The 19,504-nt window shown below is 60.8% G+C and carries 18 protein-coding genes and 1 tRNA gene; 3 read left to right on the top strand and 16 right to left on the bottom strand.

Going from position 1 to position 19,504, the window contains the following annotated elements:
* Window positions 1-212 precede the first annotated feature (212 nt).
* From ACK543_RS07945 to ACK543_RS07925, 5 genes are all read right to left on the bottom strand, one after another.
* Window positions 213-695, bottom strand: a complete 483-nt coding sequence (locus ACK543_RS07945; RefSeq protein ID WP_409942308.1) for an NUDIX domain-containing protein — start codon at window positions 693-695, stop codon at window positions 213-215.
* Complete coding sequence (locus tag ACK543_RS07940; RefSeq protein WP_409942307.1) at window positions 673-1,545, bottom strand: ATP-binding protein; 873 nt, start codon at window positions 1,543-1,545, stop codon at window positions 673-675. The genes ACK543_RS07945 and ACK543_RS07940 overlap by 23 nt, the downstream gene beginning before the upstream one ends.
* A gap of 66 nt (window positions 1,546-1,611) precedes the next feature.
* A complete protein-coding gene (gene argJ / locus ACK543_RS07935) occupies window positions 1,612-2,841 on the bottom strand; it encodes a bifunctional glutamate N-acetyltransferase/amino-acid acetyltransferase ArgJ (RefSeq protein WP_409942306.1) in 1,230 nt (409 codons plus the stop codon).
* Between the two features lie 100 nt (window positions 2,842-2,941).
* The gene (gene secA, locus ACK543_RS07930; RefSeq protein ID WP_409942305.1) at window positions 2,942-5,704 is read right to left on the bottom strand and encodes a preprotein translocase subunit SecA; all 2,763 of its coding nucleotides are present in this window, start codon (window positions 5,702-5,704) and stop codon (window positions 2,942-2,944) included.
* A gap of 165 nt (window positions 5,705-5,869) precedes the next feature.
* Complete coding sequence (locus ACK543_RS07925) at window positions 5,870-6,817, bottom strand: M23 family metallopeptidase (RefSeq protein ID WP_409942304.1); 948 nt, start codon at window positions 6,815-6,817, stop codon at window positions 5,870-5,872.
* A gap of 29 nt (window positions 6,818-6,846) precedes the next feature.
* Between ACK543_RS07925 and ACK543_RS07920 the strand changes: the two genes are divergently transcribed.
* Window positions 6,847-7,146, top strand: a complete 300-nt coding sequence (locus ACK543_RS07920) for a hypothetical protein (protein ID WP_409942303.1) — start codon at window positions 6,847-6,849, stop codon at window positions 7,144-7,146.
* 43 nt (window positions 7,147-7,189) lie between these two features.
* Here ACK543_RS07920 and ACK543_RS07915 read toward each other — a convergent pair.
* The 6 genes from ACK543_RS07915 to petA form a co-directional block, all read right to left on the bottom strand.
* Window positions 7,190-7,265 (bottom strand) — tRNA-Thr (locus ACK543_RS07915).
* A gap of 50 nt (window positions 7,266-7,315) precedes the next feature.
* Window positions 7,316-7,873 carry a ClpXP protease specificity-enhancing factor gene (locus ACK543_RS07910; protein WP_409942302.1) on the bottom strand — a complete coding sequence of 186 codons (558 nt, stop codon included), beginning with the start codon at window positions 7,871-7,873 and terminating at the stop codon, window positions 7,316-7,318.
* 42 nt (window positions 7,874-7,915) lie between these two features.
* On the bottom strand, window positions 7,916-8,527 hold the full coding sequence (locus tag ACK543_RS07905) for a glutathione S-transferase N-terminal domain-containing protein (protein WP_005794209.1): 612 nt from the start codon (window positions 8,525-8,527) through the stop codon (window positions 7,916-7,918).
* 101 nt (window positions 8,528-8,628) lie between these two features.
* The gene (locus ACK543_RS07900; protein WP_409942301.1) at window positions 8,629-9,387 is read right to left on the bottom strand and encodes a cytochrome c1; all 759 of its coding nucleotides are present in this window, start codon (window positions 9,385-9,387) and stop codon (window positions 8,629-8,631) included.
* 18 nt (window positions 9,388-9,405) lie between these two features.
* On the bottom strand, window positions 9,406-10,818 hold the full coding sequence (locus tag ACK543_RS07895; protein ID WP_409942300.1) for a cytochrome b: 1,413 nt from the start codon (window positions 10,816-10,818) through the stop codon (window positions 9,406-9,408).
* A gap of 11 nt (window positions 10,819-10,829) precedes the next feature.
* On the bottom strand, window positions 10,830-11,426 hold the full coding sequence (gene petA / locus ACK543_RS07890) for a ubiquinol-cytochrome c reductase iron-sulfur subunit (protein WP_409942299.1): 597 nt from the start codon (window positions 11,424-11,426) through the stop codon (window positions 10,830-10,832).
* Window positions 11,427-11,572: 146 nt separating this feature from the next.
* Here petA and mscL point away from each other — a divergent pair, with 146 nt between their 5' ends.
* Complete coding sequence (mscL, locus tag ACK543_RS07885) at window positions 11,573-12,004, top strand: large conductance mechanosensitive channel protein MscL (RefSeq protein WP_409942298.1); 432 nt, start codon at window positions 11,573-11,575, stop codon at window positions 12,002-12,004.
* Window positions 12,005-12,125: 121 nt separating this feature from the next.
* Here the strand turns inward: mscL and pdxA are convergent, their stop codons facing one another.
* From pdxA to ACK543_RS07860, 5 genes are all read right to left on the bottom strand, one after another.
* Window positions 12,126-13,154 carry a 4-hydroxythreonine-4-phosphate dehydrogenase PdxA gene (gene pdxA, locus ACK543_RS07880; protein ID WP_409942297.1) on the bottom strand — a complete coding sequence of 343 codons (1,029 nt, stop codon included), beginning with the start codon at window positions 13,152-13,154 and terminating at the stop codon, window positions 12,126-12,128.
* Between the two features lie 84 nt (window positions 13,155-13,238).
* The gene (locus tag ACK543_RS07875; RefSeq protein ID WP_409942296.1) at window positions 13,239-14,018 is read right to left on the bottom strand and encodes a Nif3-like dinuclear metal center hexameric protein; all 780 of its coding nucleotides are present in this window, start codon (window positions 14,016-14,018) and stop codon (window positions 13,239-13,241) included.
* 157 nt (window positions 14,019-14,175) lie between these two features.
* Window positions 14,176-16,137, bottom strand: coding sequence for a TRAP transporter large permease subunit (locus tag ACK543_RS07870; protein ID WP_409942295.1), 1,962 nt, complete (start codon window positions 16,135-16,137; stop codon window positions 14,176-14,178).
* Window positions 16,137-16,754, bottom strand: coding sequence for a TRAP transporter small permease subunit (locus tag ACK543_RS07865; protein WP_409942294.1), 618 nt, complete (start codon window positions 16,752-16,754; stop codon window positions 16,137-16,139). The genes ACK543_RS07870 and ACK543_RS07865 overlap by 1 nt, the downstream gene beginning before the upstream one ends.
* Window positions 16,755-16,834: 80 nt before the next feature.
* Window positions 16,835-17,953: a TRAP transporter substrate-binding protein gene (locus ACK543_RS07860; protein WP_409942293.1), complete on the bottom strand. Its 1,119-nt coding sequence runs from the start codon at window positions 17,951-17,953 to the stop codon at window positions 16,835-16,837.
* Window positions 17,954-18,222: 269 nt separating this feature from the next.
* Here ACK543_RS07860 and ACK543_RS07855 point away from each other — a divergent pair, with 269 nt between their 5' ends.
* Entirely contained in the window at window positions 18,223-19,368 is a 1,146-nt protein-coding gene (locus ACK543_RS07855) for a S1C family serine protease (protein ID WP_409942292.1), read from the top strand.
* Window positions 19,369-19,504: the final 136 nt, after the last annotated feature.

The following is a 19,504-nucleotide window of genomic DNA, read 5'->3' as shown; positions in this document are numbered from 1 at the left end:
ACCCCGCCAGGCCCAAGCCCTGGCCGCCCTCAAGATCAAGAAGCCCACGCTCGACCCCCAGCTGCCCTTGCTGTAGTGACAATTCCAAGGTCATGGCCTATACACATCAAGCACTTACGGCGGTTGGTGTCGAACTCGGGCGGCCGGGGAAGAGGGCTCAACGCGCCCGGGCCAACCACACACTCCAAGCCAACATAGGCGCGAAGCGTGTGTCATGAAGCGATGACGCCGCTGCCGGAGAGCCCACGCTCCTGTGCAAGCCATTCCAGCACGGGAAATGCCCCTGGTAGCACGGGCGATACGGTCAAAGGAAGCTGCTGCCACTGCATCTGCTGGCCCTCGCGCATCTCGAACGCGCCGAGCCACTCACGGACTTTGCACGAGTGCAGGCGGACCATGGCATGCGGATATTCATGCTCCGTGATTTTCCAGAGCTCCACCGGCCCAATCGTGACGCCCAGTTCTTCCACCAGTTCGCGGCGCAATGCCTGTTCCACAGTTTCGCCATGTTCGAGCTTCCCGCCTGGAAACTCCCAATACCCAGCGTAAGGCTTACCAGGCGGACGGGTCGAGAGCAGCAGTGCTCCGTCGCCGCGCAACAGTATTCCCACCGCGACCTCGGTATGTTTGCGTTTCGGGTCGCTGGCCACGGCGGTATGCCCCCCCTGCACGTCAGCCACCCTGTCGGCCTGCATAGTCGCGCGCAAACTGGTAAGCAACCCGGCCACTGCGCGAGCCTCTCTCCAAGGCCCACACCAGTGCCTCGGCGCGCGCGGCTGCGACGCTTTCTGGTGATACGCCCATGCAAGCGAGCCATTGACCCGCAATGGCAAGGTATTCGTCCTGGCTGAAGGGGTAAAAACTCACCCACAGGCCAAACCGTTCGGACAACGAAATTCTTTCCTCGACGGCTTCGCCAGGGTGCACCTCGCCATCGTCCGTATGGGTATAGGTGCGATTTTCGGCCATGTACTCTGGCAGGAGGTGGCGACGGTTGCTGGTGGCGTAAATCAGCACGTTTGGCGTGGCGGCGGCGACCGATCCATCCAAAATGGACTTCAGGGCCTTGTAGCCCGGCTCACCGTCCTCAAAGCTGAGGTCGTCACAGAACACCAGGAACTTCTCTGGCCGGTCCGAGACCACCTCGACGATATCCGGTAGGTCCACCAGATCGGCCTTGTCAACCTCGATCAGGCGCAGACCCCTCGGCGCATAGGCATTGAGGCAGGCCTTGATCAACGAGGACTTGCCGGTTCCGCGCGCACCCGTGAGCAGCACGTTGTTGGCCGGCCTGCCCGCCACGAATTGCTCCGTGTTGCGCTCGATTCGGGATTTCTGTGGCTCGATCTCTTTGAGGTCATCCAGTTGCAGCTTTGCAAGATGTCGCACGGGCTCCAGCGACCCATGGCCGCTGCTGCGCTTGCGGTATCGCCACGCGATGGCTGCGGACCAGTCCGGGGCCACCAGCGGTTGCGGCAGCACCGATTCGATGCGGGCGATGAGCTGCTCCGCGCGCTCGATCAGCGTTTCGAATTTTTGATTCATATCGGCCATTCACGCACGAAGATCATACGTTAAAAGCTATTATTTTTATAGCAAACCCTACTTAGTTCACGACCGGTAGTCTGCATTGATGGTGACGTACTCATGGCTGAAGTCACAGGTCCAGACGGTGTCGGCCGCGTGACCGCGCCCCAGCAATACGCGAACGGTAATCTCGCTTTGCTTCATGACGCGCTGACCGTCCTCCTCCCGGTACGCAGGATTTCGGCCACCCCGAACGGCCACATGAACGTCGTCGAGGTACAGATCAATACCAGTCTGGTCCAGATCGTCGATGCCCGCGTAGCCGACGGCCGCCAAAATGCGGCCCAGGTTGGGATCACTGGCATAAAAAGCGGTCTTGACCAGCGGTGAATGGGCGATGGCATAGGCCACCTGACGGCATTCGTCGCCCGTCTTGCCGCCCTCCACCCGAACGGTGATGAACTTGGTAGCGCCCTCCCCGTCTCGCACAATCGCTTGGGCCAGCTGTTGCGCAACGCGCATCATCGCGGCTTTCAACGCCTGGCCCTCCGCCGTCTCCAGCGAGGTGATGGATGCGTGTGCCGCCCTATTGGTAGCGACCACCACGAATGAATCATTGGTCGATGTGTCACCGTCGATGGTCACACGGTTGAAAGAACCGTCGGCAAGCTCCCGCACCAGTTGCTGCATCACCGAGGGATGCACGCACGCATCTGTGGCCATGAAACCGAGCATGGTCGCCATGTTCGGGCGGATCATGCCTGCGCCTTTGCTGATGCCCGTGATCGACACCGTCGCACCGCCGATCTGCACCTGGGCGGAGAAGGCCTTGGGAAGGGTGTCCGTGGTCATGATGGCCTCGGCAGCACGCGCCCAGTGGTCTGCGCGGGCGTCGGCAAGGGCTGCCGGCAAGCCCGCTTCGATGCGGTCATGCGGCAGCGGCTCCATGATCACACCGGTGGAGAAAGGCAAGATCTGCTCGGGAGCCACCTGCAGCAAGCGCGCCAACGCGGCGCACGTTGCCCGCGCACGCTCGAGCCCCTGTGCACCGGTGCCCGCATTGGCATTGCCTGTGTTGATGACCATGGCCCGAATGCCACGCGAGGCAGACAGGTGTTCACGACTGACCTGAACAGGGGCTGCACAAAACCGGTTCTTGGTGAAAACGCCCGCGACACTGGCGCCCTCGTCCACAAGGAACACGGTAAGGTCTTTTCGGTTGGCCTTGCGAACACCCGCCTCGGCTACGCCGATACGGACGCCTGCGATGGGATGGAGATCAGCGGCGACAGGAGCACAAAGATGGACGGGCATGAACGACCTTCTGGAGATGAATCCTCTGATTATCGAGACAACCGGAAGCACCAAAACAAACACGGGCCACAGCCCGTGTTATCGTGACTTACCGACCTGTTCAGGCCAGCTTACCGTGGCAATGCTTGTACTTTTTGCCGCTTCCACAAGGACACGGGTCGTTGCGTCCAACGCGCACCCCCTCGGGCAAGGCGGCTGGCGCTGCACGGCCCATGTCACCCGCTGCGATCACCTGGGCTTCACCCGTCTCGGTCGGAGCGGTGTAGGTCACGTTGGCAATGCTCTCCCCACGCGCTTCCATATCTTGCGCTGCCTGGTCGATCTGCTCTTGCGACTGGACCTGCACCGCCATCAGAATTTTCGTGACTTCATTCTTGACCTGATCGATCAACTGGCGGAACAGCTCGAACGCTTCGCGCTTGTATTCCTGCTTGGGCTGCTTTTGCGCATAACCGCGCAAGTGAATCCCCTGGCGCAGGTAGTCCAGGGCGCTGAGGTGGTCACGCCAGCTGGAGTCAAAACTTTGCAATAGCACCATTCGCTCAAACTGCGTGAAGTTCTCGCGCCCCACCTGGGCCACCTTGGCATCAAAGGATGCATGCGCTGCTGACAGCACTTTTTCCAGGATCTCATCGTCCGTGATCGCGCTGGCAGCCTGAACTTGCTCCACCAGGTTCATAGACACGTGCCACTCGTCCGCCAGCGCCTTTTCAAGCGACCGGATGTCCCACTGCTCCTCCAGTGACTCCACGGGCACATACTGGCGCACCAGGTCCGTCATGCAGTCTTCGCGCATCGCTGCAATCACGTCCGAAAGGTCGCTTGCGTCCAGGATGTCGTTGCGCTGCTGGTAAATCACCTTGCGCTGATCGTTGGCAACGTCGTCGTATTCCAGCAGCTGTTTGCGAACGTCGAAATTACGAGCCTCGACCTTACGCTGTGCAGATTCGATACTCCGCGTCACGATCCCGGCTTCAATGGCCTCGCCCTCGGGCATCTTCAGGCGATCCATGATCGCCCTGACGCGATCGCCCGCGAAGATGCGCATCAGCGAATCATCCAGGCTCAGATAAAACCGCGATGAGCCGGGATCGCCTTGACGACCCGAACGGCCGCGCAGCTGGTTGTCGATACGCCGGGACTCATGCCGCTCCGTGGCGATGATGCGCAGCCCGCCCAGCGCCTTCACCTTTTCATGGTCCAGCGTCCACTGCTCACGCAGCGCTGCCACCTTGGCAGCGCGTTCTGTGTCGCTCAGGGACTCGTCGGCCTCAATGGCCGCGACGGCGCTTTCAATGTTGCCGCCGAGCACGATGTCGGTACCGCGCCCTGCCATGTTCGTTGCGATGGTGATCATTCGCTCACGGCCCGCCTGCGCGACGATGTCCGCCTCGCGGGCATGCTGCTTTGCATTGAGCACCTGGTGCGGCAGGCCCTCCTTGTTGAGCAACTGGTCGATGATCTCGGAGTTTTCGATCGAGGTGGTACCCACAAGCACCGGCTGTCCGCGCTCGTGGCATTCGCGGATGTCCTTGATGGCCGCTTCGTACTTTTCGCGCGTGGTCTTGTACACGCGGTCCAGCTGGTCGACACGTTTGCTGGGGCGGTTGGGCGGAATGACCACCGTCTCCAGACCATAGATTTCCTGAAACTCGTACGCCTCGGTATCGGCAGTCCCAGTCATACCAGCGAGCTTGTTGTATAGCCGGAAGTAGTTTTGAAACGTGATCGAGGCCATGGTCTGGTTTTCGGCCTGGATCTTGACCCCTTCCTTGGCTTCCACGGCCTGATGGAGTCCTTCGCTCCAGCGGCGGCCGGACATCAGGCGACCGGTGAACTCGTCAACGATGACGATTTCCCCGTTTTGAACCACATAGTGCTGGTCGCGGTGATACAAATGGTTGGCCCGCAGCGCCGCATACAGGTGATGCATCAGCGTGATGTTGGCGGGGTCGTAAAGCGACGCACCTTCCGCAATCAAACCCTGGCTGGCAAGCACGCGTTCTGCGGTTTCATGGCCTTGCTCCGTCAGGAAGACCTGATGGGACTTTTCGTCGAGGGTGAAGTCCCCCGGCTTGGTGACCCCTTCGCCGGTGCGGGGGTCTGCCTCCCCTTCCTGGCGCACGAGCAGAGGCACCACCTTGTTCATCGCGATGTACATCGCGGTGTGATCTTCGGCCTGCCCGCTGATGATCAGCGGGGTACGCGCTTCATCAATCAGGATCGAATCAACCTCATCGACAATGGCGAAGTTCAGCCTGCGCTGGACGCGGTCACGCGCCTCGTAGACCATGTTGTCACGCAGGTAATCAAAGCCGTACTCGTTGTTGGTACCGTAGGTGATGTCCGCACGGTAGGCTGCCTGTTTTTCCTCCCGGGGCATATTCGGTAGGTTGATCCCCACGGACAGACCCAGAAAGTTGTACAGGCGTCCCATCCATTGGGCATCCCGGTTGGCCAGGTAGTCATTGACGGTCACGACATGCACACCCTTGCCCGACAGAGCATTGAGGTAGACCGGCAGTGTCGCCGTCAGCGTCTTGCCCTCACCGGTTCGCATCTCCGAGATCTTGCCGTGGTGCAAGGCCATGCCACCGAGCAGCTGCACATCAAAGTTGCGCATCTTCATCACGCGCTTGGAGCCCTCGCGCACCACGGCGAACGCATCAACCAGCAAATCATCTAGCGAGGCCCCGCCAGCGATGCGGTCCTTGAATTCCTGCGTCTTGGCGCGCAGTTGCTCATCCGACAGCTTTTCGTAATCGGGCTCCTGCGCATTGATGCGGATCACCGTCTTGCGGTACTGCTTGAGAAGCCGGTCGTTACGGCTGCCGAAAAGTTTGGTCAGGAAGTTGGTGGCCATGCGCAAGGGGTCGTCATATGCACCAGGCTCAGCGCGAAAGACGACCGGAATCCCTAAGAAGAATTGAAATCAAGTGGGTTCGCTATCGACGATTGCAAGCGATGCAAACCGTTGTGCGAAAACCGAGCCAGCGATTTTAGCTGCCAGCTGCGGATCCCTGGCGCGCTATCGATTGAGCGGCGAGCCGGCGGCGATTTCCTGGGCCGTGCCCGCCCCAGCGTTGAGAAACTTCTGCGGGTCCTGGAAAACGCCCTGAACGAGTACTTCAAAGTGAAGGTGGGCCCCCGTTGAACGGCCGGTGGTCCCCACCTCGGCAATCTTTTGACCGCGCCGCACAATATCCCCACGCTTGACCAGCGTACGGGAAGCGTGGGCGTAGCGTGTGACAAGCTGGTTTCCATGGTCGATTTCAACCATGTTGCCGTACGCGGGATGGTACTCCTGGGCTACCACCATTCCACCCGCAGCCGCGAGTATCGGCGTGCCGGTTTCCGCCTGAAAATCAAGCCCTGTATGCAATGCCGATTGACCGGTGATGGGGTCAATGCGCCATCCAAAGCCTGACGCGGGGCTTTTGCCTGCGACCGGGGCATGGGTAGGAATCATTTTCTTGCGAATATGCTGATCAAACAGACGCGACTCCAGCACGGTCATCAAGTCCACACGCTGATGGGTGATTTGTTCAAGTTCGTCCAGCGTCGACTGCAACTCTTCCATGGACAGATCGCGTGCGCCGACGAGGGCACCCCCGCGCGCATCGGGTTTGGCGGTATCGGGAGGTGGCATACCCGCCAGCCCCATCACGCGGTCGCCCAGCGACTCAAGCTGTACCAGTCTGGCCTGCATCTCGCCAACCTTCTTGGCCATTGCATCCAGATTCGCACGCACATAGCGATCACGCTCGGCAAACTCGTCTTTGACCACAAGGCGCACCAGGGAACCCACCACCGGCCAACCCTCCCGGGCGCCTTTGAGAAAGACCCAGTGGTACATCGCGGCCGCGACAAGCACAAGACTGAACGACACGACCAAACCCACCACCAGAAGCCTCGCGCCTGAAAGATGAATCGCCCGGCTGCGCGCCAGGTAGGCGTCCGTGATAATCACATGCACTAGGAATCCTCCAGACTGAAGACTTTCTTATGACCCGCCGCCATCACGCAGTCACCTTGCAACAAGCAAGCCAGGAATCGCCCACACTGGCGCGGCTGACGGCGCTCACACGTGAATCGAGCGACAGACTGAAAGCCATCGAAGCATTGATACCGATTGGACTTCGATCAACCATTCAAGCCGGGCCGATTGAAGGTGATTCCTGGTGCCTGCTGGTCAGAAGCAACGCCTCTGCGGCCAAGTTGCGAAACCTGCTCCCCGCATTGCAGGCACATCTGCGAAGTCGAGGATGGGAGGTTAACGCGATTCGTCTGAAAGTCCAAACTTGAGCGTAGTATGCCCAAGACGCCAGCCAGACTTTCACAATGATGATGGTGCCGGTTGTCGGAATCGAACTGACGACCTACCGCTTACAAGGCGGGTGCTCTACCAACTGAGCTAAACCGGCTAGCCTTCTATTTTAGCTCGCAAATATGGTGTCGCGAGCCGCCTGTCTCGCTATTTGATGCGCTTGAGTGCAGGACGACTGCCGCCCCCTGCGGGCGACGGGCGAGGCGCGTCCGTGTCGCTATCGGACTTGCCTCCCTCATCGCTCAACACAAGTTGCACGACACGATCGTCGTGACCAGGAGCCGACGGTCCGTCCGGCGGCCCATTTACGAGAACCTCTGAAGTAGCACGAGCATGAGAGGCCGAAGACCCGACTCCCGCGCCGACGCCCATTACAGGGCTGTCCACTGGCGCAGGAAACGCCATGCCCTGCCCGTTCTCGCGCGCATAGATGGCAATCACGCGACCAATGGGCACAAGGATGTCACGGGGCTTGCCACCGAACCGGGCCTTGAATTCGATGAACTCATTTCCGAGTTGCAAGGCACTGGTGGCATCGAAACTTACATTCAGCACAATCTCGCCATCCTTGACGTACTCACGCGGAACCTGCACAGAGTCGTCGACGCGCACGGCCACATAGGGCGTGAACCCGTTGTCCGTGCACCATTCGTACAGGGCGCGAATAAGGTAGGGGCGCGTCGAGGTGGGTTCCGATGGGGTCATTGGTGCAGACAGTAGCGACGTGGCAGTACAGGAGACAAGCGTTTACTTGCGCATGACCTTCTCGGAAGGGGTCAAAGCTTCGATATAGGCTGGGCGCGAGAAGATCCGCTCTGCATACTTGAGCAGAGGCGCGGCGTTCTTGCTCAGGTCAATACCGTAGTAGTCCAGACGCCACAAAAGCGGCGCAATGGCGACATCCAGCATGGAGAAGTTGTCGCCCAGCATGTACTTGTTCTTCAGGAAGACCGGAGCCAACTGCGTTAACCGGTCACGAATGTGCGCCCGCGCCTTTTCGAGCGCCTTTTCATTGCCCTTCGTCGCACGCGATTCGAGTGTATTCACGTGTACGAAAAGTTCCTTCTCAAAGTTGAGCAAGAACAGTCGAACGCGGGCGCGGTCGACCGGGTCCCCCGGCATCAGCTGCGGATGAGGAAAGCGCTCGTCGATGTATTCATTGATGATGTTCGACTCGTAGAGGATCAGGTCGCGCTCCACCAAAATGGGCACCTGTCCATACGGGTTCATGACGCTGATGTCTTCGGGCTTGTTGTACAGGTCCACATCGCGGATTTCAAAGTCCATGCCTTTCTCAAACAGGACGAAACGGCAGCGGTGAGAAAAGGGACAGGTCGTACCCGAATAAAGCACCATCATGGTGTGAGGCTCCTAAAAATCAAAAGAGTGGGACGCCAAAGCGCCCACTCTGCAAAAAACCAAGTGGCACCCTCTACAGGTGCCAATGATCGATGTGGCGTTTACTTCACGTCTTTCCAGAAGGCTGCATTCAACCTCCAGGCGATGAACGTGAACACGCCCAGGAAAATCAGCACCCAGACTCCCACGCGCTTGCGGGTGTTTTGGGCGGGCTCTGCCATCCACTGCATGTAGTTCACCAGGTCGCCGATCGTCTGATCATATTGAAGCGGCGTCATCAGACCGGGCTTGACCTGCTCCCAACCCTTTAAGACCTGGGTCTTGTGACCATGACTTTCATGCTCTTCAAAAACGGGACGGCGCTCGCCTTGCAGCTCCCACAACACATGCGGCATCCCGACGTTCGGAAACACCAGGTTGTTCCAGCCCGTGGGCTTGTTCTCGTCACGGTAGTACGTGCGCAGATAGGTGTAGAGATAGTCAGCCCCGGTGCCTCCCGCGCCAGAGCGCGATCGCGCGATCACGGTCAGATCGGGGGGATTGGCGCCGAACCAGGCCTTGGCCTGCTTGGGGTCAATCGCTGCCTTCATAGTCTCGCCAACCTTGTCTGTCGTGAACAGGAGGTTGTCCTTGACCTGCTGATCGGTCAGCCCGATGTCCTTGAGACGGTTAAACCGCATGAAAGCCGCCGAGTGGCAGTTGAGGCAGTAGTTGACAAAGACCTTGGCACCGTTTTGCAGCGAGGCCAGATCATTGATCTTGGCGGGTGCTTTGTCGAGCGCAATGCCACCGCCTGCAGCAAAAGCAGAACCAGCTGCCAGTCCCAGAGCCGCCACCAACGAGAGGATGATTTTCTTCATTGTTGTTGTCTCCTGGGCTCAATGCGCCACAAAGGTCACGCGGTCAGGCACGGGCTTGGCCTCGCCAATGCGGCTCCACCAAGGCATCAGCAGGAAGAACCCAAAGTAAAAGAGCGTACCCACTTGCGACACACGCTCGCCAATTGGTGACGGAGGCTGGACACCGAGGTAACCGAGGATCAGGAAGTTGATCACGAACACGGCATACAGGTACTTGTGCCAGCTGGGGCGATAACGGATGGACCGCACCGGGCTGTGATCCAGCCAGGGCAGGAAGAACAGGATGATCACGGCTCCGCCCATCACCACGACGCCCCAGAACTTGGCATCAATCGACAGCATCAGGGCCACGGCAACCACGCCAGCCACCGCGATACCAGCCTTGACGAAGCTGGGCAGCTTGGCCTTCAGAACACCAAAGGCCGCAGCTGCCAGCACGCACAGCACCAGCACATACATCATCTCGGTCGTGATCGCGCGCAGCATCGAATAAAACGGCGTGAAGTACCACACCGGAGCGATGTGCAGCGGCGTCACCAGCGGGTCGGCCGGAATGAAGTTGTTGTACTCAAGGAAGTAACCACCAAACTCTGGCGCGAAGAACACAACAGCCGTGAACGCCATCAGGAACATGCTCAGCGCGAAGATGTCGTGCACGGTGTAGTAGGGGTGGAAAGGCACACCATCCAGCGGCTTGCCATTGGCGTCCTTGGGCGCCTTCGGGCCCTTGATTTCCACTCCGTCGGGGTTGTTGGAACCCACGTCGTGCAGGGCCAGCAAGTGGGCCACCACCAAGCCGAGCAGTACCAGCGGCACCGCAATCACGTGGAAGCTGAAAAAGCGGTTCAACGTGGCATCACCCACCACAAAGTCGCCACGGATCAGCAGCGCCAGATCGGGGCCAATGAAAGGAATCGCGGCAAACAGGTTCACAATCACCTGCGCTCCCCAGTACGACATCTGGCCCCATGGCAGAAGATAACCCATGAAGGCCTCGGCCATGAGGCACAAAAAGATGGCGCAACCGAAGATCCAGACCAGCTCGCGCGGCTTGCGATAGCTGCCGTAGATGAGCCCGCGGAACATGTGCAGATAAACCACCACGAAAAAGGCCGACGCCCCGGTGGAGTGCATGTAGCGGATCAGCCAGCCCCACGGCACATCACGCATGATGTACTCGACCGAAGCAAACGCCAGGTTCGCGTCGGGCTTGTAGTGCATGACCAGGAAGATCCCGGTGACGATCTGGATCACCAGCACCACCAGCGCCAGCGAGCCAAAGATGTACCAAAAATTGAAGTTCTTCGGAGCGTAGTACTCCGACATGTGCACTTTGTACGCATCGAAGGCGGTTGGAAACCGGTTCTCAAACCAGTTGGTCACCTTGGCGCCAGCCGACGCATTGGGGGAGATTTCCTTGAATTCAGCCATGTCGATTTACCTCAGGCCTTCTTGTCTTCGCCGATGAGCAGCAACGTGTCGGACAGGTACATGTGCGGAGGCACTTCCAGGTTGTCGGGTGCAGGCTTGTTCTTGAACACCCGGCCAGCCACGTCGAATGTGGAACCATGGCACGCACAGAGAAACCCGCCATGCCAGTCATCCGGCAGCGAAGGCTGGGGGCCCGTCTGAAACTTGTCTCCAGGCGAGCAGCCTAGGTGGGTACAAATGCCCACACCAACAAACACTTCTGGCTTGATGGAGCGGTGCTGATTTTTGGCGTACTCGGGGGTCGGATAAGCCGTACGGTCTGACTTGGGGTCGGCCAGCTGGGCTTCCGTCTTGGCGAGCGACTCAATTTGCTGGGGAGTGCGCTTGAGGATCCACACGGGCTTGCCACGCCATTCGACAGTCAGCTTTTCGCCAGGCTGCAAGGTGGAAATATCCACCTCGACCGCTGCGCCGGCAGCTCTGGCTTTCTCCGAAGGCTGAAAACTACTGACGAAAGGCACGGCAACGGCCACTCCGCCAGCGGCACCGGCACATCCGGACGCAATCAGCCACGTCCTTTTACTGGTGTCGACTGGTGTGTCACTCATGGGGGTCCTCGGTAAACATCGCTATTGTTTGGGTCAACCGCGAATTGTAGCGGAGTGAATATGGGCATTTGATGGTGATCGGGTGTTGACTTGGCTCAGCGCTCGGACATACTTGCCCACTTTAAAAACTGCCCCGGAGGGAACCCATGGGAATGATGCAAGAGTTCAGGGAATTCGCCGTCAAGGGCAACGTGATTGACTTGGCAGTCGGCGTGATCATCGGCGGCGCCTTTGGCAAGATCGTGGATTCTGTGGTGTCCGACCTGATCATGCCCGTCGTCGGACTGGCGTTTGGCAAGCTGGATTTTTCCAGCCACTTCATTGCGCTGGGCAGCGTACCGCCAGGCACTGCCATGACGCTGGATGCCCTCAAAAAGGCCGGTGTGCCGGTGCTTGCCTACGGGAGCTTCCTGACCGTGGCGGTTAACTTCTTGATCCTGGCCTTCATCATCTTCATGATGGTCAAGCAGATCAACCGCATGAAACGCGAAGCGCCCGCCGCACCCGCGCCGGACCCGGCTCCTGCGTCCGAAGACATTGTGCTGTTGCGCGAGATTCGCGACAGCCTCAAGCGCTGAAGCCAGGTTGCTAAGCGCTCCCGGCTCGCAGGGCGGGCGCAGGTGCGGCGTCAGCACGCTTGTAGCGCTGCGTGAGCCGGGAGCGTGCCTTGCCAGCGCGGCCACCGCGCAAGCAAGGCCATCAGCGTGCGAGTAACCGTGCCATGCGCACGGCTTCGATCAGGCTTGCGGCGTCGGCCTTTCCCTGGCCTGCAATATCGAAGGCGGTTCCATGATCTGGACTGGTGCGGACCAGCGGCAGCCCCAGCGTTACGTTCACCCCCTTGTCCACACCCAGATACTTGACCGGAATCAAGCCCTGGTCGTGGTACATCGCCACCACCACATCGAACTCACCCGCACACTGCGGGGTGCTGCGGGCCCGCATGAACACGGTATCCGGCGCAAGCGGCTCCGTCACGTCAAGCCCCTCGGCCCTCGCGGCCGCCACGGCTGGCGCAATCACCTCAATTTCCTCCCGGCCAAAAAGCCCTCCCTCGCCCGCATGCGGGTTGAGCCCCGCCACGGCAATCCGTGGTCGGCGGCCCAGGCTGCGCAGCAAGGCTCTGTCGGTGATGCGCAGGGTTTGCAGTACGTTCTCGTGCGTGACTGCGGCGATAGCGTCGCGCAGGGACATGTGAATGCTGACCAGCACCGTGCGCAGCTCATCGCTGGCCAGCATCATGCGCACCGGCATTTCAACCACGTTCACGCCTGCGTGGGTGGCAGCCTGCGCCTGTAGCAGCTCGGTATGCCCCGGGAAACCCACGCCCGCGGCCGCGAGCGCCTCCTTGTGCAGCGGAGCCGTCACGATCGCATCAATCCGCCCTGCCAGCGCGGCCTGCGCGGCCCAGGTCACACAGGCGGCCGCCGCCTGCCCCGCAGCGGCGCTGATGCGACCCCACGGCTGCGGGCCTGGAATGTCAGCCAGCTGCAGCACAGGCACGCAGCGCGGCGGCATCTGCAGTGCCTGTGCGGCCTCATCCAGTCGGGCAACGGGCAGGTCAGGCAGGCCAGGGCCCGCCAGCAGCTGCGCGGCCCTTCGGAGGGTGGCCACATCACCCACCACGAAGCAGCCGCGCATGAGATCGGGCTGGTCCCGGAAGGCCCGGGCGATGATTTCGGGACCGATACCGGCGGGGTCACCCTGCGTGATGGCGATGGTTGGCATGGAATTTTACTAAAAACACGTGCTTACGCGCGTCGCAAATGAATTTGCAGCTATTCTTTTAATAGCAATTCGTATGGAGCATCGTCATGCCGGATTGTCGATATCGATGAACGCATGGGCCAGCCCCAGCTGGGCTGCCACGTGGGCGGCCACTGCAGGCGCGCCATAGCGCTCGGTGGCATGGTGCCCGGCAGCAATGAAGCTCACCCCCATCTCGCGTGCGAGGTGCGCCTGCGGCTCCGAGATTTCGCCGGTAATGAAGGCGTCGGCACCTGCGGCGATCGCCGATTCAAAATAACCCTGCGCCCCGCCCGTGCACCAGGCCACGCGCCGCACCGGCCGTGCTGCGCCGTCCTCGGGTTGCACCAGTGTCACCGTGCGGCCCAACGCCTGCGCGACATGGTCGGCCAAGGCCTGGCCGCTGTCAAACGATGCGGGGCCACTGAAGCCCAGGTTTTGTTCGCCAAAACGCGCGTCGGCAACGAGCCCCAACACGCGGCCCAGTTGGGCGTTGTTGCCAAGTTCTGCGTGGGCATCCAGCGGCAGGTGGTAGGCAAAGAGGTTGATGTCGTGCGCCAGCAACCGGGCCAGGCGCTCCTTCATCCAACCGGTGATGCGGCCGTCCTGCCCACGCCAGAACAAACCGTGGTGCACCAATATCGCGTCGGCGCGCGAAGCAATGGCGGCATCGATCAGCGCCCTGCTGGCCGTTACACCGCTCACGATGCGTCTGATGTGCGGTTTCCCCTCCACCTGCAGGCCGTTGGGCCCGTAGTCCTTGAAAAGCTGGGGTTGCAGCAGGGCGTCAAAAGCCTGCAGCAGTTGCTGGCGGCTGACGGCGTTGTGTGCGTGAACGATGCTCATGCCCGTATTGTGAACACCCGCGAGAGCCCGCGATGCTCAAGGAGCCCGTTTTGGCCCTGCACCGCTTCGGCCGCGCCAGCGTACCAGGCAACAAGGCGCCCGGGGGGCGCCTTGTGGTGCAGAGCAATTCGGCAAGAGCGGGTGCCGCGCCGAAGCGTTACTTGTACAGCACCTCTGGCAACCACAAGCCGATGGCCGGGAACATGTACAGCAAGAAGATCGCCAGCACCTGAATGCCCATGAACGGCAGCATGCCCGCGAAGATCTGGTTGAGCGTGACATGTTTGGGCGCCACGCCTTTCAGGTAGAACGCGCTCATGGCCACGGGCGGGCTCAGGAAAGCCGTCTGCAGGTTCAGCGCCACCAGCAGGCCGAAGAACAGCGGGTCCACCCCGAAGTTATCCAGCAGCGGGATGAAGATGGGCATGAAGATCACGATGATCTCGGTCCACTCCAGAGGCCAGCCCAGGATGAAGATGATCACCTGCGACAGCAACAGGAACTGGGTCTTGGTGAGGTTCATGCTAAGGACCCACTGTTCGACCAGCTCCTGCCCGCCCAGCAGCGCAAAAGCCGCCGAGAAGATGGCAGAGCCCACGAAGAGCCAGCACACCATGGCGCTGGTCTTGGCCGTCAGGAATACCGATTCCTTGACGACACCAAAGGTCAGTTGCCGGTACGCCGCCGCGAGCACAAACCCACCAAACGCGCCAACGGCCGCCGCTTCGGTGGGAGTAGCAAGGCCGAACACGATGGAACCCAGCACTGCAAGGATGAGCACCAGCAGGGGGAAGAAGCTCGACAAGAGCATCTTGAATACTTCCAGCCGCGCGAAGCTCAGGATGGCATAGAACGCAACCAGCGCAAGTGCCCCCACGCCCAGGCCGATCCAGAACCCGGTGGATGCTGGCTTGGTGGTTTCCCCGGCAGCGGCGGCTGAAGAGGCTGCCGCTGCGGGCGGCTCGGACACAGCGCCAGAGGCCTGGCCCGTCGCAGCAGCCGGTTCAGCGCCGGGCGGCTCAGCCACCGCATCGGCGCTTGGAGGCTCAGCCAGACCGGAGCCTTCGGGCTCGGATAGTCCGCCTGCCGACGCGGAGGTGTCTTCGTTCGAGCCCGCCCCCATCGCCTGGAGTTCGGAGTAGGTCTCTTCGACCACGACCCGGGTTGCACTTTGGTAGCTGGCCACGGCAACGAAGGCAAAGAGGATCGCCGGAAGCAGTGCAATGCCCAACTGGCCCAGAAGATAGGGCGTAGAAACGGCCTGGTTGCGCTTGCCCTTGAGCGTGCTGACCAGGCGCCCCAGCGCCCAGCCATCCGATGTGGCGCCAATGGCCTTGAGCCCGACGGGCAGCGGGACCACGCGCTGCTCAGCCGTCAGGGGCGGGGCCCAATCGGGCTTGAGCTTGGCCATGATGATCACGTACACGATGTACAGGCCGGCCAGCATGATCCCAGGGAAGAACGCCCCGGCATACAGTTGCACCACCGACACCCCCGCCGTCGCACCGTAAACGATCAGCAGCACCGAGGGCGGGATCAGAATGCCCAGGCAGCCGCCTGCGGTGATGGTGCCAGCCGAGAGACGCACGTCGTACCCGGCCCGCAGCATCTGCGGCAGCGCCAGCAGCCCCATGAGCGTGACCACCGCACCCACGATGCCGGTGGCAGTGGCAAACACGGCACAGGTGACGAGGGTCGCCACGGCCAGCGAGCCCGGCACACGTGCCAGTGCCAGGTGCAGGCTGTGAAACAGCTTTTCGATGAGGTTGGCGCGTTCGACGAGGTACCCCATGAACACGAAGAGCGGGATCGAGATCAGGACATCATTGCCCATCACCGAAAAGGCGCGCTGCACCATCAAGTCCAGCGTCTGCTTGAGCGCGCCGGCGGCCGTCTGGTCCCCGGAGTGGTAGGCAAAAAACGCGAACATCATCCCCATGCCCATCAGCGTGAATGCCGTGGGAAACCCCAGCATGATGGCAACCACCACCAGCGACAGCATCAACAGCCCGTAGTGACCGTTGGTCATCTTGTCCACGCTGAACACCATCGCGAGGGCCGCAAGCATGATCACGCCCATCAGCGTGAAACCAAAATAAAGTTCTTTGCGGATCTTCATCAGCGGCCACCTTTGTTCACCACGAGTTGGTCAAGCGCCTCGATGTCGGAATCCTTGACGTGCACCATCTGCTTAAGCTTGTCGACATCGACCTCCTCGACGTCGCCTTCGCGCTTGGGCCACTCGCCCGTGCGGATGCAGATCACACAACGGATGATCTCCACGATGCCCTGCAGCAACAGGAAAGCCCCGGCCAGCGGCACCACGAACTTGAACGGGTACACGGGCAGCGGGTCGGCATTGAATGTCTGCTCACGCATGGCGAGCGAGTCCTGGAAGAAAAACCAGCCGGCGTAGGTGAGGGCAATGATCCCCGGCAGAAAAAAAAGTATATAGAGCACCAGGTCGATCCAGGCCTGTGTGCGCGGCTCGAAGAAGCCATACAGGACGTCGCCGCGCACATGGCCACTTTTGGCCAGCGTGTACGCCCCGGCGGTCATGAACAACAGGCCGTACATCATGATCTGGGCGTCCAGCACCCAGGCATGCGGCTTGTTCAGGACGTACCTGCAAAAGACTTCCCAGGTAATCAGAAACGTGAGCCCCACAACGCTCCAGGCGCAGGCCTTGCCAAACCAGGTCGATAGCCGGTCCACAGTGAGTAACAGTTTTTGCATGGCTTACCAATCTCGGGACAGAAAGAAAAAGGCGCCCCTAAGGCCATGGCCTGAGGGCGCCCTTGCATCACTGCTGAACGTCAGGCCTTCTTGGCCCCCTTGCCGAAGTAATGGTTGTAGGCCATCTTGAAGTCGACCAGGTAATCGCCCTGCCACTGGCCGGCACGCTGCGCGAAGGCTTTTTGCGATTCCAGGATCTTCTTGAACAAGGGGTTTTCGTCGCCCTTCTTGGCGATGATCTTGTCCCATGCTGCCAGCTGCGCACGCAGGATGGCGTCCGGCGTCTTGTAGAACTTGACGCCCTGCTTCTTGAGCTCGTCGTAATCCTTGGAGTTGCGCTCGATGGCCTTCCAGCTCATGTCGGCACTGGCCGCCTGAACCGCATAGTCAACAATCGCTTTGAGCTCGGCGGGCAGCGCATTGAGCTTGGTCTTGTTGAACAGGATCTCGAACTGCTCGCCCGACTGGTGGAAACTTTGCAGCATGCAGTTCTTGACGACATCGGGGAAGCCCAGCACGCGGTCGGACGAAGCGTTGTTGAACTCCGCACCATCAATCAGCCCGCGGTCCAGCGCAGGAACAATCTCGCCGCCAGGCAGCGGGTTCACTGCGGCGCCCATCTCGGTATACATATCGACCGCCAGGCCCACCGTGCGGAACTTCACGCCTTTCAAGTCCTCGATCTTGGCGATGGGCTTTTTGAACCAGCCAAACGGCTGAGACGGCATGGGCCCGTACAGGTAGGACACCACGTCAAGGTTCAGGGTTTGATAGATCTCTTCCAGCAGAGCCTTGCCTCCGCCGTAGTTATGCCAGGCCAGGACCATGTTGGGGTCCATGCCAAAGGCCGGGCCAGAACCCCACAGCGCCAGCGCCGAGTTCTTGCCATAGTGGTAGGCCACCACGCCATGTCCACCGTCCAGCGTGCCCTTGCCAACGGCTTCGAGCAGCTGGAAGGCCGGGACCACCGCACCCGCTGGCAGTACCTCGATCTTGAGGCGCCCGCTGGCCATGTCGTTCACCTTCTTGGCGAAATCCTGGGCATACTCGTGAAAGATATCCTTGGCAGGCCAGGTACTCTGAAAGCGCAAACTGGTGGTGGTCTGCGCGGTGGCGATCATCGGTGCGCTCATGGCGCCCGCTGCGACAGCGGCGCCCTTGAGCAGGCCGCGACGGCGAGGTGTATTCGATGGGGTCATGGTCTGTGTCTCCTGGATGGGTGGAAATCTGCTACTGCGTCGCCATTGTCGGTATCGTCCGCCCAAGCCCAACAGGGTTTACACCATGCAAGAGATGACGAATTTGGCGTTAACGGTTAAAAAAATTTCACCTTGCCGCTGGACTGCCGCGTAAGCCATGCCCGGTGCGGGCTGCGGCCACAGGGGACGACTGTGTTCAGCGACAATCGACGCTGAATCTCCCTTCAGCGAGTTGGCCTTTTTTGCAGTACTGAGAGATCACTAAACCCATGAAGCGCCTGTGGCTCCTCTTTTCGCAGACCGTGACCGTGCTGGTGGCGGCCTATTTCGTGGTGGCAACCTTGCAGCCCGGCTGGCTGGGCAAAGGCAACGCCCGATCGGGCGCCGGCATTTCGCTTCTGGAAGCACCGGCCACGCCGGCAGCCCAGCCTGTGGCCGGTAGCTTCAGTGCGGCGGCCCGCAAGGCAGCGCCTGCCGTGGTCAGCATCAACACCAGCAAGGCCGTGCGCCATCCGCGCAGCAACGACCCCTGGTTCCAGTTCTTCTTTGGTGACCAGGGAACCCAGGCACAGGCGGGACTGGGCAGCGGCGTCATCATCAGCCCCGACGGCTACATCCTCACCAACAACCACGTGGTCGAGGGGGCCGATGAAATCGAGGTCACCCTCACTGACCGACGCCGGGCCCGTGCCAAGGTCATCGGAACCGACCCGGACACCGACCTGGCGATTCTGCGCATCGAGCTGGACAAACTGCCCGTGATCGTGCTGGGCAACTCGGACGCGCTGGCCGTGGGCGACCAGGTGCTGGCCATTGGCAACCCGTTCGGCGTGGGGCAGACCGTGACCAGCGGCATCGTGAGCGCGCTGGGCCGCACGCAACTGGGTATCAACACGTTCGAAAACTTCATCCAGACCGACGCGGCCATCAACCCGGGCAACTCCGGCGGCGCGCTGGTGGACATCAACGGAAACCTGATGGGCATCAACACCGCCATTTACTCGCGCTCTGGAGGCAGCATGGGGATCGGCTTTGCCATCCCGGTCTCCACAGCCCGGATGGTGCTCGATGGCATCGTCAAAAACGGCGAGGTCACACGCGGCTGGATTGGCGTGGAGCCCAACGAACTCTCGCCCGAGCTGGCCGAGACCTTCGGCGTCAAGGCCACCGAAGGCGTCATCATCACCGGTGTACTCCAGGACGGCCCGGCAGCACAGGGCGGCATGCGACCTGGCGATGTGATCGTGCGCGTCGGTGGCAAGCAGGTCGACAATGTGTCGGAGTTGCTCGCGGCCGTGGCAGCTTTGAAACCCGGCGAGCCATCGCCGTTTGTCGTGCAACGCCGCGACAAGTTGGTGGAACTGAGCATCAGCCCCGGCGTGCGGCCGCGTCCGCAGCGCAACGTACGGCGCTAGCCCGGATATTTCACCGTCCTCCGTAAAAACGATGACGGCATGGCCCTTTGAGTGCGCGTTTATCGAGGTGTAGAAACTTGATGAACGAGCGAGCCATGCCGAATCCAAACTGTACCGAACAAACTGAACTCGATCT

The organism is Acidovorax sp., assembly GCF_046341535.1.
Classification (GTDB): domain Bacteria; phylum Pseudomonadota; class Gammaproteobacteria; order Burkholderiales; family Burkholderiaceae_C; genus Acidovorax.
Note: the sequence above shows the minus strand (reverse complement) of the source record. Positions and strands in the feature narration are given on the sequence as shown.